This is a genomic window from Acinetobacter lwoffii (assembly GCF_022809915.1).
Classification (GTDB): Bacteria; Pseudomonadota; Gammaproteobacteria; order Pseudomonadales; family Moraxellaceae; genus Acinetobacter; species Acinetobacter lwoffii_M.
Map to the genome: position 1 here is coordinate 1 of NZ_JALGQY010000022.1, position 14,986 is coordinate 14,986.

Consider the following 14,986-nt stretch of genomic DNA (forward strand, 5'->3'; position numbering starts at 1 on the left):
CAATGAAAATAATTTCGATCAATCAACCAGTAAAAATCCACACAAGTTGTTCTTCATAATCTCTTAATGATCTTCTTAAAACCTCGTCAGTTTCAAGCTCCAACCCAATCACTTAACGTTTCGTTTCATGCATTGCGTTGGTGTGCTGCGTATTCTATACAGTTTCAAAACGAGCGCAAGGGCTTTTCTTAAAAATATTCAAAAAAACCAATCATGCGTTTATTTTTTAATCTAAAAGGCTATTTTTAACACTTTTTTGCGTTTTTCTAGCTAATTCCGCATGAAAAGTTTAAGCAAATGTTAATTTTCTAGCCTTGATCTCATAAAAAAAGATCACCTCAATGGTGATCTTTTTGATTCTTCATCAAAATATTTTAATTTGCCTGCTCAGCCAGCCAAGTCATAAATTTTTGACGCTCAGCTTTAGAAGCCTTTTGCCATAATTGAATCAGCTGCTGATCATTCTGGTCTGCTGACTGAGTATATACAGCTGCCGGTTGATGAACTGGTGTCGCAACTTGAGTCGTCATATCTAATTTTTTAGTCAACACGCGATTTCCAAACCATGGTTTCGCTGCATCTTTAGTGCCCGCCTGCTGGACTAAGAGCTGATTTTTCGCATCATATAGACCAATAATGGGCTGATCTTTATATTTTTGCGCTGCATCAAAATCTTTAGGCGCCTGAATGAGTGCTAAACGATAAGTTTCGCCATCTTTAAGGCTGGGTGTTTTTACCGTAACCACACCCGACTTTAAAATGTCATGTGAATTGTCTGAATGCTGGAAAAATTCGTTATAGCGTACACTGATCGCATTTACACCTGCATCCAAGCTATAAGTCTGATTAGAACGCAATAGACCCGAGTTCACCTCCTGATCATTTACGGCAACAATTTTTATTTCTTCAGGTACTGTGACGGTCACTGCCGAAAAAACTGATGTGCTAAACAGAAACACTGCTGCAGTTGCCGCAATACGTAAATCCATATCCTTTACTCATTTTTGGTTGTTTATTAAAAATTAGCCGCACTATGCCGCGTCTAAATGACAATCTTATGACAAAGGCTGGAGTGATACAGCCTGTGTTCTTAGCATTTATTTGGCTAAATATACCCCATCATATCCAAATACAACTCTAAGACATAAAAAAAGAAGCATCAAAATGCTTCTTTTTTTATGATCTAAAATCATTTATGCAAAAGTCTTAAAGCGCTCTGCATCATCCATAAAGGTTTTTTCACCTGCAGGAGCTTCAATCGAACCAAATACCAGTTGAGCACGAAGTTTCCAGTGAGATGGAATCTCGAAAGTTTGTGCAACTTCTTCATCAATAATTGGATTGTAGTGCTGCAATGAAGCACCGATATTTTTTTCTGCCAAAGCGGTCCAGGTTGCAAACTGTGCAATAGCGGAAGAATGCTCAGACCAGACCGGGAAGTTATCTGCATAGAGTGCAAACTGCTCTTGCATCGACTTCACCACATTCTGATCTTCATAAAACAGAGCGGTTCCATAACCTGCTGCAAAAGCATTGATCTTGCTATTGGTTGATTCAAATGCATCTGCTGAAACAAGGTCACGTAAAGTTTCACGTACAATATGCCAGAAAGTATCATGTGATTGACCAAATAAAATCACCACACGCGAGGTTTGCGAGTTAAAAGATGACGGACTGTGCTTCACCGCATCTTTAATGATTTTCTCAATTTCTGCTTGATCCAGATCTACATTTTTTCCAATTGAATAAATGCTACGACGTTGTTTGATTTGATCTAAAAATGCCATGAACCCACCTCTGTATATTTTGATTATTTGAAAATCGATAAAGTCATATTACGTGCTTTAAACACCCAAGACAGGTGCATTTCGATAACAATGTGTTTTATTTATAGAACAATCAGATTTAGATCTGGGTAGCGTATTTGTATCTAATTTTATCCGCAGCTTCCATGCTGTCACATATAAAGTGTTCTATAAACTTTTAATTAAATACTTTGAAACGATGCTGATCCGGTTTTTGTAATTTTGCTTCTACTGTTTGTTCAATTGACCCAAAGCAAAGTTGTGCGCGTAATAACCAGTTCTTTTCAATCTGAAAATGCTCTGCGACCCTTTCATCAATCAGTGGATTATAATGTTGCAAGAATGCTCCCAAACCAGAATCTGCCAGCGTCATCCACACAGCAAATTGCGCCATACCGGAAGTTTGTTCCGACCACGCTGGAAAATCCTCACTATTTAATGGCATTTTCTTTTGCAATTGTTGAATCACGGCTTGATCTTCATAAAACAAAACCGTGCCATAGGCAGCAGCACATTGATTCAACTTGATTTCCATCCCTTCGTAAATATATGCCGGCATATGCTGACGCTGTACCTGTTTCACAATTTCCCAGAATTGATGATGAGAATCTGCGAATAACACCACAATGCGCGTAGTTTGAGAATCATAAGCCGAAGGACAACTCCGCACTGCTTCCTGAATGATTTCGCCAAGATAAGCCTGACTAGAATGTACCCGCTTACCGAGTTGATCGATACTACGGCGCTTTTTCAATTGATCGACAAAAGTCAATTCTAAATCATCATTCAGTTTATTTTTTCTTGAAAATTTAAAATCCTTGGTTATATCGCTTGTTAATACCTGACCAATCTTATTTAGCAATGCCATTTTCTACCCCACAAAAAACAAGCCAAATCAGCTTAGAGAATCCCCTACAATTATAAGGCCTTTATTAAGATAGGCAGATTTAGTGGTGGTTTTACTGTCGGTTTTTACAACACTCGAACTGGCTAAAAAAAATAAACTCCGCACTTGGCGGAGTTTATGTGAAGCATTGCGCATTATTTATTTTTCAGTTTCAAATAATGCAGCAACAAAAGATTTGGCAGAGAATGGACGCAAGTCATCAATTTTTTCACCGACACCAATAAAGCGAATCGGCACATGAGTACGACTGGCGATATTAAACAGTACCCCACCTTTGGCAGTACCATCAAGTTTGGTAATAGTTAAGCCCGTCAAGCCTACCGCCTCATCAAACATCTCGACCTGATTAATAGCATTCTGACCAGTACCGGCATCGACCACCAACATCACTTCATGAGGTGCAGTGGCATCAATTTTCTGCATTACACGTTTTACTTTAGTCAATTCCTGCATCAAATGACCTTTGTTATGCAAACGGCCCGCTGTGTCTGCAATCAATACATCCACACCTTTGGCACGCGCACTTTCAAAAGCATCGAAAATCACTGAAGCTGAGTCAGCACCATGACCCTGAGCAACAACCGCAATATTATTACGCTCACCCCAGATCTGGAGCTGTTCAGTTGCAGCCGCACGGAAAGTATCGCCTGCTGCCAACATGACGGTCTTGCCTTCACCTTGCAGGCGCTTTGCCAACTTGCCAATGGTAGTCGTTTTACCGACACCATTCACACCCACCACCAGAATCACATAAGGCGATTTATTCGGATCAATATGCAGCGGTTTTACCCGTGGTGCCAATAAAGCCACCAGTTCTTCCTGAAGCGCTTTATAGAGTGAATGCGAATAGATCAAATCACCACGTGCCGTACGTTCAGTCAGGTTAGCGATAATGGTCTTGGTGGCTTCCACACCGATATCGGCCACCAGAAGCTGCTCTTCGACTTCTTCTAATAATTCATCATCAATTTCTTTACCACCGATCAGGATATTTACCATCCCATCGGCAAGGTTTTTACGGGTTTTGGTTAAACCCACTTTCATACGGCTAAAGAAGCCACCTTTCGCCGCAGAATCTTCATTTTCAGTTTCTGTTTCGACAGGTGCAGAAACTACAGCTGTTTCGCTTGGCGTTTCTACAATAGGCACATTGACCGCAGGTAAGCTCGGTAATGTGACATCATCATCTCCGATATCAGCATCAATCAAAAATTTGTTTTGCCCATTAGATTGCTGTTGCATGCCGAATCCTTGAAAAGCATTGCGTTAAAAACCCAGATTCTACCATAACTTGCCTGCTTTGCAGCTAGCAATGCAAATGCTGGACAAACATACCAAAAAGCTACAGCTCTCGGTTGCTTTCAAGCACACATTTATTAAAAATAACTCTAAATACAAATGCCTATTTCAGGAGATCTAGTGTTCATCACCTTTTTGACTATCTCCTCTTTCTCGCAAATGATCAAACAGACGCTTTATCTACTCAGCGCTGTCTTACTCAGTCTGACTTTTAGTACGGCTCAGGCACAAACCCGAAGCGAATTATCACGGACTACTTTTGAAACCACTTTAAGTAACGGTTTAAAAGTCATTATTCGGGAAGACCATCGTGCGCCCATGGTAATGACACAAATCTGGTACAAAGTCGGCAGCAGCGATGAATCTGGAAATATTCTGGGGGTATCACATGCGCTTGAACATATGATGTTTAAAGGTACTCACAAAGTTCCAAATGACGAATTTACCCGCCTGAGCCGGATTTATGGCGGCAGTATCAATGCAGCCACCTTCACCAATTACACCAATTATTATCAGCTTTATCCTAAGGCCTATTTTCCTATGGCCTTGGAACTCGAGTCTGACCGTATGAGCAATTTATTGCTACGGCAGCAGGACTTCGAACCAGAAATTAAAGTCGTCATGGAAGAACGGCGCCAGCGCACCGACGACAATCCGCGGGCGCAAGCCTTTGAACGGTTTAAATGGATCAGTTATCCGACCAGCCATTATCGCCAGCCGGTGATTGGGCACATGAAAACCCTGAATAATATTCAGTTGAATGATGTCAAAAAATGGTATCGGGACTGGTACAGTCCGAATAATGCCATTTTGGTGATTGTTGGAAATGTAGAATCTGAAGCTGCTTTGGCTCAGGTACAAAAATATTTTGCTGACATTCCCGCACGTCCAACACCAGCACGCAATGATGTACTGGAGTTTGAGCGTTTGGGTTATCGCCATATGGAAATTAATAGCAATGTTCAGGTGCCCAATCTGTACATGACCTGGAATGTAAAATCCCTCGGCACTGCAAAAAACCCCCAAGATGCGTATGCCTTGACCATTATTCGCAGTCTTTTGGACAGTGGCATTTCTTCGCGCCTGCAAGACCGATTGGTACGTGATCGTAAAATTCTGACCTCTGTCAGCGTTTCTTATGATCCCTATAATCGCGGCGACAGCCTGTTTGGTATTTCTGCCTTACCTGCGCCGGGCATCTCTTTGCAAGAAGCACAACAAGCAATTCAGGATGAAGTGGATTTACTTAAAACTACAGCGATGACCCAACAGGAAGTGGATCGTATCAGTACCCGCTTTATTTCCAATTTGATCTATAGCCAGGATGATATTGCCGGACAAGCCAAAATGATTGGAAATCTAGAGGTCAATGGCTTGAGTTATCGCCTGATGGATGAATTACCGAAACACTTTGAAAGTGTCAGCGTTCAGGATATCCAGCGTGTCGCAAACGCCTATTTTGTACGTGAAAATCTCAGCACGCTTTATCTCTCTCCTGAACAAAACACCCAGCAACGGGGATTATAATGCTTCAACTTCGTTCATTTTTGCTTATTTCAATTTTAAGTCTTAGCTCGGCTACCCATGCAGAAAACTATCTGGATCCCCAGCCTAACCAAAATGATAATCCGAGTCAGTTACAGTCTATCCCTTTGCTGCAAAGCTTAAAAAATATTAATCAGCAACGGGATTTTCAGGCGCCTTATATTCATGATCTAAACAATCGCTACAAAGTACGCACGCTGTTTGTTGAAACGCAAGATCTTCCCATGGTAGATATCCAGCTGACCTTTAATGCCGGTTCGGCCCGTGATCAGGAAATTGCCAAAGGCCTATATGGTCTATCCAATATGGCAGCCAAGTTGATGCGTGAAGGAACCGACAAATATAGCGCCAATCAGGTGGCGGAAGTTTTTGACCAAACCGGAGCACAATTCAGCGTACAAGCCTATCGGGATATGTTTGTGGTTCGTCTGCGTACGCTTTCAGACCCGGAAAAACTGGAACCCGCATTGGGCATGCTGATGGAGGTTCTCAAGAATGCATCATTTAAACCATCCAGCATTAATCTGGCTTTAAGCAATACCCAAGTGGGACAAAAACAGCTGCAGGAAAACCCAAGCCGACTGATGGATATCCGTTTTTATCGCGCTTTATATGGTCAGCACCCTTATGCAGAACCAATCAGCGGCACCCAAGGCAGCACCAAGAAAATTAATGCAGAATTATTGAAAAAATTTCGTGATCAGTTTTTGGTGGCGCAAAATATGAATATTGCCATTACTGGCAAACTCAGCCCGAAACAGGCACTCGAACTGTCTGAACGAATTGCCGGCAACTTACCTCAAGGGCAAAAAGCAGAAGCATTGCCACAGCCTGAAATTCAATCTGGTTTTGAAGTGGTACATCTACCCTATAACTCGTCTCAGGCGCATGTCACCTTTGGGCATTTAGGCCCAACCCGCTTTACTGAAGATAAACTGGCTTTAGAAGTCGCCAATCGCATGTTTGGCGGTAGCGGATTTAATGCAGTATTGATGCAGGAACTACGGGTGAAACGTGGTTTTACTTATGGCGCTTATAGTTCATTGAGCTTTAGTCAGGCACCCGGCGTATTCAGCTTTAAGTATTCCACGCGTCAGGATCAACTGCTAGACAGCATTCAGGTCGCACATCAAGCATTTATCCACTTTGTCAGCCAACCTATTGATACTCAGCGTCTGGAAGAAACCAAAGCAGGCATGTTACGTGCTTTTCCTAATAATTACAGCAGTAATGCCACCATTAATGCCCAGCTAGGCAATATGGGTTTTTATAGTGAGCAAACTGATTATTTATCCAGTTATCCAGAACGCTTGGCTAAAATCACAGCGGCAGATGTACAAAATGCAGTGCGCAAGCATTTTCATCCTGATCGCTTAACCCTAGTCGTCGTCAACAAAGAACTGGATCAAAATGCCTTGAAAATGCGTTTGGAGCGAAATTTAATGGATGCCAATTATTACTTACCAACAAACCCTATGCCTAAGGCATCTCCACAGAGACCGGCGGAAGCTGACGTGCCCGAAGTGATTCCTGCTGATAAGCCTGCATCAATTTAAGATATTGCCCACGACGGATATGCTGCTGCTCTAATAAAGCGAGTGCCATATCCTGAGTTTGGGGAAGGTTTTGCTGTTTAGACAGTTGTTGAATCTGGGTGACTTGAGCAATGCTCAACGGACGATATAGAGCAAATGCGGCTAAAAGTAGAATGATCGCAATAATAAAAATAACCACACTGTTATAAATCTGTTCCAGTTTGATTCTGCTGAAAAATTGGCTTAGTTTTTCTGTATCTATAGACATACACTACCTCAGGTTAGAGGTAGTGTATGGTCGCAGTTACATAAGTTCAAGTCAGCGCACTGAATATTCATAAGAGCTGAATCCTGCTATTTCGAGGACTAATTCATGATTCTGGTAATAATTGTTGAATACAGCACCAATGCAACAACAAGCAATACCAGTGCAATTGCAAATTTACTTAAACCCGCTTCTGCTTCAGGCGGATGCAGACGATCCTCATCTGCAATGCGGACCAGCTCACCATTATAAAGCTTATAAAACTGCTCACGCTGGTTTTCATCCAGCGCACGGGTAAAGTCGTAGACTTCTTTACGTTGTGCCAGTCCATAATCACCTAGATGGGTATGTTTACTGAATATAGCTTGATCGAGTTTTTTACGATGCAAATCGGCAAGTTCCATAATTTGACCTGCAGTCGGAGGCATATCAAATTTCACACCATCTAAAGTTCTTGTCATCATGGCCTTCTCCTTATTGTTTGCTATCCATTTACAATGTAGCTTAATAATATTTATAGTTGTGTATAGTTTAATCAGTTAAACTATAACTTAAGTAAACAAATAAAATCGAATAGTTGACTTTTCCATTATTTTGTAATATTAGTTTAACAATACTAATTTATATTTGTATTTAGACTAAATAGTCTATCCTGTAATCATAATTAAAATTAAGGAGTTTTTATATGATACAACAACTCTCTCAACACGATCTGGAACATCTGTACGCAGATGCCGTGAATACCATTCAATCTCAAATGAACTTTGCTGATGCAGTAAAACAGCTTGAAGAAGCCGCTCGTGCTGGCCATGGTAAAGCAGCGCTTTTTTTAGCAGAACTTTATTATCAAGGTTTCCGTGTAGAACGAGATTCACTCAAAGCCCAGTACTGGCAGAACATGGCCACCATGCAAGCATAAAGAAACGTCACCTAGGTGGCGTTTTTTTATGCCCTTTTTTCAATAAGTAGCAATCAATACATATTTTCTTACGAATCCTTGCAAAGCTGAAACAGTAATTTCATATAAAGTTTCTAGAATAGAGCCTGAACTCCAATAGCACTTTATTCTAATGAAACCACGAAAAATTATTCAATTTGATCCGATCTGCAAAAACTTTCTGTTAAAGATCACGATGCTTAAATCTTTGATGAATTGTGGCGAGCTATGGGGCGCATATCACCAAGGCTGGGCGATGATGCGTGACCAGGAAGACTGCATCTTCCCATTCTGGCTCAATCCGCTGGATGCTAAAAATTATGCCCAGCAGCATTGGCCGGATTACATCCCGCGTAAAATCAATTCTGAAGATTTTGAAAATGCATTATTGCCGACCCTGTCGCGACTGAATGTTACGCCAGCCCTGTTCAACACCAATGGAACCAAACTCAAACTGACTGCTGCACAGATGCGTCATCTGTTTTTTTCGCAACAAAGACTGCACATTGCTTAAATAACATGCTATTTATAAAGACTAAAACCTAAACACTTAGAGATGTTCAGGTTGAATACATACTCTAGGATTAATAATAAATTGACCAATAAGGATGATTAAGCATGACCAATGTGGCACAGGTGCTCAGTGAAAAAATGCATCAAGCTATTTATACCATCCGTCCAGATTCTACTGTTTTAGAAGCCATCACCTTGATGGCGGATAAAGGAATCGGGGCGCTTGTGGTAACCCATGAAGACAATGTGGTGGGGATTTTGTCAGAGCGGGATTACACGCGTAAGATCGCCCTGATGCAAAGAACCTCATTCGACACCACTGTTAATGAGATCATGACCTCTAAAGTGATTACCGTAAATACAGCTACTAGCGTAGAAGACTGTTTATCTTTGATGACTGAACGCCACCTACGCCACTTACCCGTGGTCGAACATGAAAAACTGATCGGTCTGATTTCAATTGGGGATTTGGTCAAAGCGGCCATGGATGACCAACGCAAATTGATTGAACAGTTACAGCAATATATCTCAGGTTAAAACATCATCTAGCTTTCTCTAAGGCATTTGAAGATCACTTAAGTGACACCAAGATAAAGTTTTATATCTGATCCATAAAAAATCCCGGTATGTGTACCGGGATTTTTTATATGAACATTCTGAATAAAATCAGTTTAGACCTAATTTTTCTGCGACGTAATCTGAGTCTTTATCACCACGACCCGATAAGTTCACTACAATCTTGGTATCTTTTGGCAGTTTCCCTGCTTCACGAATGGCCCAAGCCACCGCATGCGAACTTTCTAATGCAGGTACAATGCCTTCTAAGCGTGACAGTGTCATGAATGCATCCAGACATTCCTGATCAGTTGCTGTAGTGTACTCTACCCGGCCCAAATCTTTCAGCAAGCTATGCTGCGGCCCCACACCCGGATAATCCAGACCAGAAGCAATTGAATGCACTGGCAATGGCTCGCCCTGTTCATCTTCTAGCACATAACAGGCCATACCATGTAACTGGCTCGGTTTACCTAAGGTCAAAGTAGCTGAATGCATATCGGTATCTAAACCATGACCTGCCGGCTCAACGCCAACCAGTTTCACATCTGGTTCATTTAAAAATGCAGTGAATGCGCCAACTGAATTGGAACCCCCACCGACACAGGCAACAACATAGTCAGGATTTGCACCAAAACGCTCATTGGCCTGAACTTTAATCTCATCACCAATAATCGACTGGAAATCACGTACCATCATCGGGAATGGGTGCGGCCCGACTACCGAACCAATGGCATAGATGTAGTTTTTCGGGTCTTTTAAATATTCTTCAAAAGCACTGTCGACTGCATCTTTGAGTGTGGCTGTACCGCGAGTCACAGAAATCAGCTTGGCACCCAGAATTTTCATCTTGACGACGTTTGGATGCTCTTTTTCAATATCTACTTGCCCCATATGAATTTCACATGGGATACCCACCAAGGCACATGCAGTTGCCAAAGCAACACCATGCTGGCCGGCACCGGTTTCTGCAATGACTTTGGTCTTGCCCATATATTTCGCAAGTAAAGCTTCACCCAGACAATGATTGATCTTGTGCGCCCCGGTATGGTTCAGATCTTCACGTTTCAGATAAATCTGCGCCCCGCCAAGCTGTTCAGAAAGACGTTTGGCATGAAATAAAGGACTTGGGCGACCGACATAATGGGCAAACAGATCTTTCAATTCATTCTGAAACTCTTCAGTCTGACGAATTTCCTGATAGGCCACATTAATATCATCCATGGCCTGTTTCAGATCGGGTGGAATAAACTGACCGCCATACTGACCAAAAAAACCATCTTCATTCGGTAACGCAATACCATTAATTTGATGAGCCATAATCATGCCTGAAATTTTAAATAAGAGATAATGAGTGACTTTATACTAGAATAATTTGTTTTAAAGCACTAATAACTATAGCTAAAGTCACTTATAGATAAATGGAATTAACGCGCCAGATATTTGGTCATGTCTTCAATGCCTTTCAGCGTCATTGGAAACATATGATTTTCAAATATCTGCTGGATCAGACCAATGGTATGGGTGTAATGCCAGTATTTTTCTTCTTCCGGATTCAGCCAAGCAGTTTTATCAAAATGCTGACGCAGACGCTGTAACCAGACCTGTCCAGCTTCATCATTCATATATTCAACCGAACCACCGACAGAATTCAGCTCATACGGCGCCATACTGGCATCTCCGACCACAATCACGCGGTAATCACGGCCATAGGTATTGAACAAATCCCAGGTATTGATGCGTGAACTGGAACGACGGATATTGTCTTTCCAGACATAGTCATAGAGACAGTTATGGAAATAGAAATATTCCAGGGTCTTGAATTCGGTTTTCGCCGCACTGAACAGCTTTTCACACTGGGCAATATGCGCATCCATCGAACCACCGACATCGAACAGCATTAAAACTTTAATACGGTTACGACGCTCGGGCACCAGTTGCACATCCAGAATGCCCTGCTTGGCCGTTTCACGAATCGTACCATCAATATCCAGCTCTTCGGCTGCACCCTGACGGGCAAACTTACGCAAACGGCGCAATGCCATCTGCATCTGACGGCTACCCAAAATCTGTTCATCATCCAGATTGCGGTATTGACGCTGCTCCCAGACTTTCACCGCAGAACGCTTACGCCCCGGCCCGCCAATACGCACACCTTCGGGATGATCGCCATAGGCACCAAAGGGTGAAGTGCCACCGGTACCAACCATCTTGTTACCGCCCTGATGTTTTTTATGCTGTTCGCGCAGACGCTCTTCCAGCATTTTCATCAGTTCTTCCAGCGATCCGGCCTTTTTCAGCTCTTCGCGCTGCTCCGGGGTCAGATGCTTCTCGAGCAATTCGAGATCGAACCAGTCTTTGGGCAGCTTATGCACCTGATTTAGCAAGTCATCCAGATCAAAGGTCGCGATACCATCAAAATAGTCTTTCATGGCGCGATCGAACTTGTCGAAATAGCGCTCGTCTTTGACCATTACAGTTTTGGCCAGCTGATAGAACTCGTCCTGATCGGCAAAGACCAGACCTGCAGCAACTGCCTGATTCAGGTCAATCAATTCGCGGGTCGATACCGGTACACCGTATTTGCGTAAGGTATAAAACAGTCGCACAAACATGCGTGTTTCTCCCTTAACGACGTGACATAAATGCTAGACGTTCGAGCAACTGCACATCTTGCTCATTCTTGATTAATGCACCATACAAAGGTGGAATTGCTTTAGATTTATCAGTATTGCGCAGAATATCTTCCGGCATATCATCTGCCATCAGCAAGCTGAGCCAATCAATCAATTCAGATGTTGAAGGTGGTTTTTTCAAACCTGGAATCTGGCGCAATTTAAAGAAAACCTGTAAGGCTTCATTCACCAGTGTGGTCGAGATATTGGCAAAATGCACATCAATGATTTCACGCATGGTGGCTTCATCTGGGAATTCGATGTAATGGAAGAAGCAACGACGCAGGAAAGCATCTGGCAATTCTTTTTCATTATTTGAGGTAATGATCACGATTGGGCGCTGAGTTGCCGTAATGGTCTCGCCAGTCTCGTACACATAGAACGACATTTTATCGAGTTCATGCAGCAAGTCATTTGGAAACTCGATGTCTGCCTTGTCAATTTCATCAATCAGCAGAACACAGCGTTCTTCACTGGTAAATGCTTCCCACAATTTGCCCGGCTTGATGTAGTTCTTGATGTCATAGACACGGTCATCACCCAACTGGCTATCGCGCAAGCGCGATACTGCATCATATTCATACAGACCTTGCTGTGCTTTGGTAGTAGACTTGATGTGCCAGGTGATCAGTTCCAAACCCAGACTTCCTGCAACTTGCTCGGCCAGTAAAGTCTTACCTGTACCCGGCTCCCCTTTGACCAGCAACGGTTTTTGCAAACTGCGTGCAGCTTTCACCGCAAGTTTTAAACTGTCAGTCGCGATGTACTGATCGGTACCTGAAAATTGTTGAATATCAGCAGACATGATTGAACCTTATTTTTTACTTACAGCGGTGAACTTTTCTCGTGAACACGAATATTGCTTTTGTTCGACACATAAGTCGACCAGCAATAGCCAATCACAGATCCGATCCCAATGACAAATAAAATAAGTGACGCATTAATCCAAACCAGGGATTGCTCTTTGGTCAACACCCCAAATAACAGACCGAAGATCGCAGGTGCAATAGAAGCATTCGCCCCCTCAGATACCGTCGGTGTCAACAGAATGGCAAAGGCCACAATCCACAAAAAACCGCCCATAGGTTTAGGTAGACGTTTGGTTACGCCATACCAGCACCATAAAGCAATCAGGCTGCCGAGCAAATAAACTGCTACGGCAATGCTCTGTTCAGGAATTGAGTCTAATACAGCCACATAACCATTCATTTCACAACTCCTGAATTAACATTAAGCACCGCGTAAACCTTCTGGTGCGACCGCATTTGGATCAATCAAGCCTTCTGGTGGCATTTGCAGGAAGAAACCGCGGGTTTCAATAGAATCCATGACATGCAAGACATTGGCACGTGCCAGTTTACGTGATTCGCTTAATTCAAGATGCATGACAAAAGTCGCACGTCCAAATGCTGCCTGTACTGCTTCAGTCAATACGCTTAAAGGTTCGAATGTTTCAGCTTCGCTTTCATTCGCAGGACGCGCCACATACAGATACATTTCACTTTTTTTACTGGATTTGTAGATAGACACTTGCATATTTCAAACGACTTTTCTGGAAAAACAACCGCAAGGATACATCAAAAAAAAGACAGAAACATTAGCCACGTCTCATGCATCAGTCGTGATTTTGTATAATTGCTTTTTCTTTAACCAATCCTGTAGCTAATCACTCGCTGACTTTCATCTGGGTAGACAGATAAGATTCGTCCTGATGCAATACCTGAATCAGTGGCCGAGTTAATAACTCATAGCGCCACCCAAGCAGATAATCCGGCAGATCCTGCTCGTCCTTATGGAAAACCACATGTTGATACAAGGCATTCAGCCATTTCTTACGCATCAGGACTTCTTTCGGAATTGAAGTTTCATTGACTACATTCTGAATAATTGAATCAATTTTTTCACCAATATCTTTGGAAGAGTGGCGAATTGGACGTGCCAGACGTAAAGGCCAATTTGCCGGCTCCGGCAGGAATTTCAGTAAATCTAAAATGGTTTTACCATGCTCACGAACCACATTCGAACGAATGTCTTTCACATGACTCAGCTGGAAATTATTGCGCGGGAATTTTTCCACCAGATCAATCATGCTGGCATTTTTTAAAATGAAACTGCGTGGCTGATTCAGTGCTTTGGCAATCTGATCACGCCAGACCATTAATTGCTGCAATTGCATCAGCTGACGGCGTGAATGCCGGTAATTTCCGACATCCTGATACAACAAGGCAGTTGGGGTATCTTCGCCAATTTCCTGAGTCAGAAACCGGCAATCTTGCAAGGCAAAATCCAGCAGATCTTTCGAATCTAGATCCTGTTTAATTTTCTCTGACAGTTGCACCAGATAATGCACATCATTGGCAGCATAGAGCAACTGTTCGGAACTGAGTGGACGCGCCAACCAGTCAGAACGGGTCTGGTCTTTTTCGATATCGATTTCCAGCATCTGCTTCAGCGCATTTTGATAGCTGACTTGCAGACCATGCCCCAAAAATGACATGCCGACCTGGGTATCAAACACATTACTCAGCGATTTCTTCTGGGTATAGTGATAGATCAGATCGATATCTTCACTACAGGCATGAAAAATATTCTGCTGTGCGTTAAAAATTTTATTAAGGAACTCAGTCAGATCCAGCGTGGTTCCATCCAACAAATAGACCTTGTTGTCTACGTTAATCTGAAAAACACCCAGCTTAGGCCATAAGGTATCAACCTTGATAAACTCGGTATCCAGCCCATACACTGAATTCTGATCCATCAGCTTCAGTACATGAGTTAAGTCGTTTTGATGTTGAATAAATTGAAACATAGAACTGAGTCTAAGATTAGATTCTCGATAGATCCATATTAACTAATCTATAGAATTTTTGTATAAAAAATAACGCCAATTCTGCCCTATTTCCTAAAAAATGGCGCTTACTTATCAGGTTTTATATTCTAATTAATATCT

17 protein-coding genes are annotated in these 14,986 nt (G+C 42.4%); 5 read left to right on the forward strand and 12 right to left on the reverse strand.

Features of this window, described 5'->3' with window-relative positions:
• Nucleotides 1-374: 374 nt before the first annotated feature.
• The 4 genes from MTX11_RS11350 to ftsY all read right to left on the reverse strand — a co-directional run bounded on the left by MTX11_RS11350 (nt 375) and on the right by ftsY (nt 3,954).
• Nucleotides 375-989, reverse strand: a complete 615-nt coding sequence (locus MTX11_RS11350; RefSeq protein ID WP_243475141.1) for a DUF2057 family protein — start codon at nt 987-989, stop codon at nt 375-377.
• Between the two features lie 204 nt (nt 990-1,193).
• The gene (locus MTX11_RS11355) at nt 1,194-1,787 is read right to left on the reverse strand and encodes a nitroreductase family protein (protein ID WP_004731228.1); all 594 of its coding nucleotides are present in this window, start codon (nt 1,785-1,787) and stop codon (nt 1,194-1,196) included.
• Nucleotides 1,788-1,983: 196 nt separating this feature from the next.
• Nucleotides 1,984-2,673: a nitroreductase family protein gene (locus MTX11_RS11360; protein ID WP_243475142.1), complete on the reverse strand. Its 690-nt coding sequence runs from the start codon at nt 2,671-2,673 to the stop codon at nt 1,984-1,986.
• A 177-nt stretch (nt 2,674-2,850) separates the two neighbouring features.
• A complete protein-coding gene (gene ftsY / locus MTX11_RS11365; RefSeq protein ID WP_004278679.1) occupies nt 2,851-3,954 on the reverse strand; it encodes a signal recognition particle-docking protein FtsY in 1,104 nt (367 codons plus the stop codon).
• 177 nt (nt 3,955-4,131) lie between these two features.
• Between ftsY and MTX11_RS11370 the strand changes: the two genes are divergently transcribed.
• Nucleotides 4,132-5,538 (forward strand): M16 family metallopeptidase, encoded by a 1,407-nt coding sequence (locus tag MTX11_RS11370; protein ID WP_243475143.1) that lies wholly within the window; start codon nt 4,132-4,134, stop codon nt 5,536-5,538.
• Entirely contained in the window at nt 5,538-7,112 is a 1,575-nt protein-coding gene (locus MTX11_RS11375; protein ID WP_243475144.1) for a M16 family metallopeptidase, read from the forward strand. Before MTX11_RS11370 ends, MTX11_RS11375 begins: the two co-directional genes overlap by 1 nt.
• Here the strand turns inward: MTX11_RS11375 and MTX11_RS11380 are convergent.
• Both MTX11_RS11380 and MTX11_RS11385 read right to left on the reverse strand, forming a co-directional pair.
• Nucleotides 7,036-7,359: a hypothetical protein gene (locus MTX11_RS11380; protein ID WP_004645254.1), complete on the reverse strand. Its 324-nt coding sequence runs from the start codon at nt 7,357-7,359 to the stop codon at nt 7,036-7,038. The genes MTX11_RS11375 and MTX11_RS11380 overlap by 77 nt on opposite strands.
• 98 nt (nt 7,360-7,457) lie before the next feature.
• Nucleotides 7,458-7,817, reverse strand: coding sequence for a hypothetical protein (locus MTX11_RS11385; RefSeq protein WP_034436454.1), 360 nt, complete (start codon nt 7,815-7,817; stop codon nt 7,458-7,460).
• A gap of 224 nt (nt 7,818-8,041) precedes the next feature.
• Here MTX11_RS11385 and MTX11_RS11390 point away from each other — a divergent pair, with 224 nt between their 5' ends.
• From MTX11_RS11390 to MTX11_RS11400, 3 genes are all read left to right on the forward strand, one after another.
• Nucleotides 8,042-8,275, forward strand: a complete 234-nt coding sequence (locus MTX11_RS11390; protein ID WP_004278686.1) for an SEL1-like repeat protein — start codon at nt 8,042-8,044, stop codon at nt 8,273-8,275.
• Nucleotides 8,276-8,426: 151 nt separating this feature from the next.
• Nucleotides 8,427-8,807, forward strand: coding sequence for a DUF2750 domain-containing protein (locus tag MTX11_RS11395; RefSeq protein ID WP_004645256.1), 381 nt, complete (start codon nt 8,427-8,429; stop codon nt 8,805-8,807).
• A 104-nt stretch (nt 8,808-8,911) separates the two neighbouring features.
• Entirely contained in the window at nt 8,912-9,343 is a 432-nt protein-coding gene (locus tag MTX11_RS11400; RefSeq protein ID WP_004278688.1) for a CBS domain-containing protein, read from the forward strand.
• 129 nt (nt 9,344-9,472) lie between these two features.
• On the opposite strand, the gene trpB is transcribed toward MTX11_RS11400, so the two are convergent.
• The 6 genes from trpB to MTX11_RS11430 all read right to left on the reverse strand — a co-directional run bounded on the left by trpB (nt 9,473) and on the right by MTX11_RS11430 (nt 14,845).
• Nucleotides 9,473-10,681 (reverse strand): tryptophan synthase subunit beta, encoded by a 1,209-nt coding sequence (gene trpB, locus MTX11_RS11405; protein WP_243475145.1) that lies wholly within the window; start codon nt 10,679-10,681, stop codon nt 9,473-9,475.
• 107 nt (nt 10,682-10,788) lie between these two features.
• Entirely contained in the window at nt 10,789-11,976 is a 1,188-nt protein-coding gene (locus MTX11_RS11410; RefSeq protein WP_005262764.1) for a vWA domain-containing protein, read from the reverse strand.
• A 13-nt stretch (nt 11,977-11,989) separates the two neighbouring features.
• Nucleotides 11,990-12,841, reverse strand: a complete 852-nt coding sequence (locus MTX11_RS11415; protein WP_243475146.1) for an AAA family ATPase — start codon at nt 12,839-12,841, stop codon at nt 11,990-11,992.
• A gap of 20 nt (nt 12,842-12,861) precedes the next feature.
• Entirely contained in the window at nt 12,862-13,245 is a 384-nt protein-coding gene (locus MTX11_RS11420; protein WP_005106668.1) for a hypothetical protein, read from the reverse strand.
• Between the two features lie 21 nt (nt 13,246-13,266).
• Nucleotides 13,267-13,572: a YcgL domain-containing protein gene (locus tag MTX11_RS11425; protein ID WP_004278695.1), complete on the reverse strand. Its 306-nt coding sequence runs from the start codon at nt 13,570-13,572 to the stop codon at nt 13,267-13,269.
• Between the two features lie 130 nt (nt 13,573-13,702).
• Nucleotides 13,703-14,845, reverse strand: a complete 1,143-nt coding sequence (locus MTX11_RS11430) for a ribonuclease D (RefSeq protein WP_243475147.1) — start codon at nt 14,843-14,845, stop codon at nt 13,703-13,705.
• Nucleotides 14,846-14,986 lie beyond the last annotated feature (141 nt).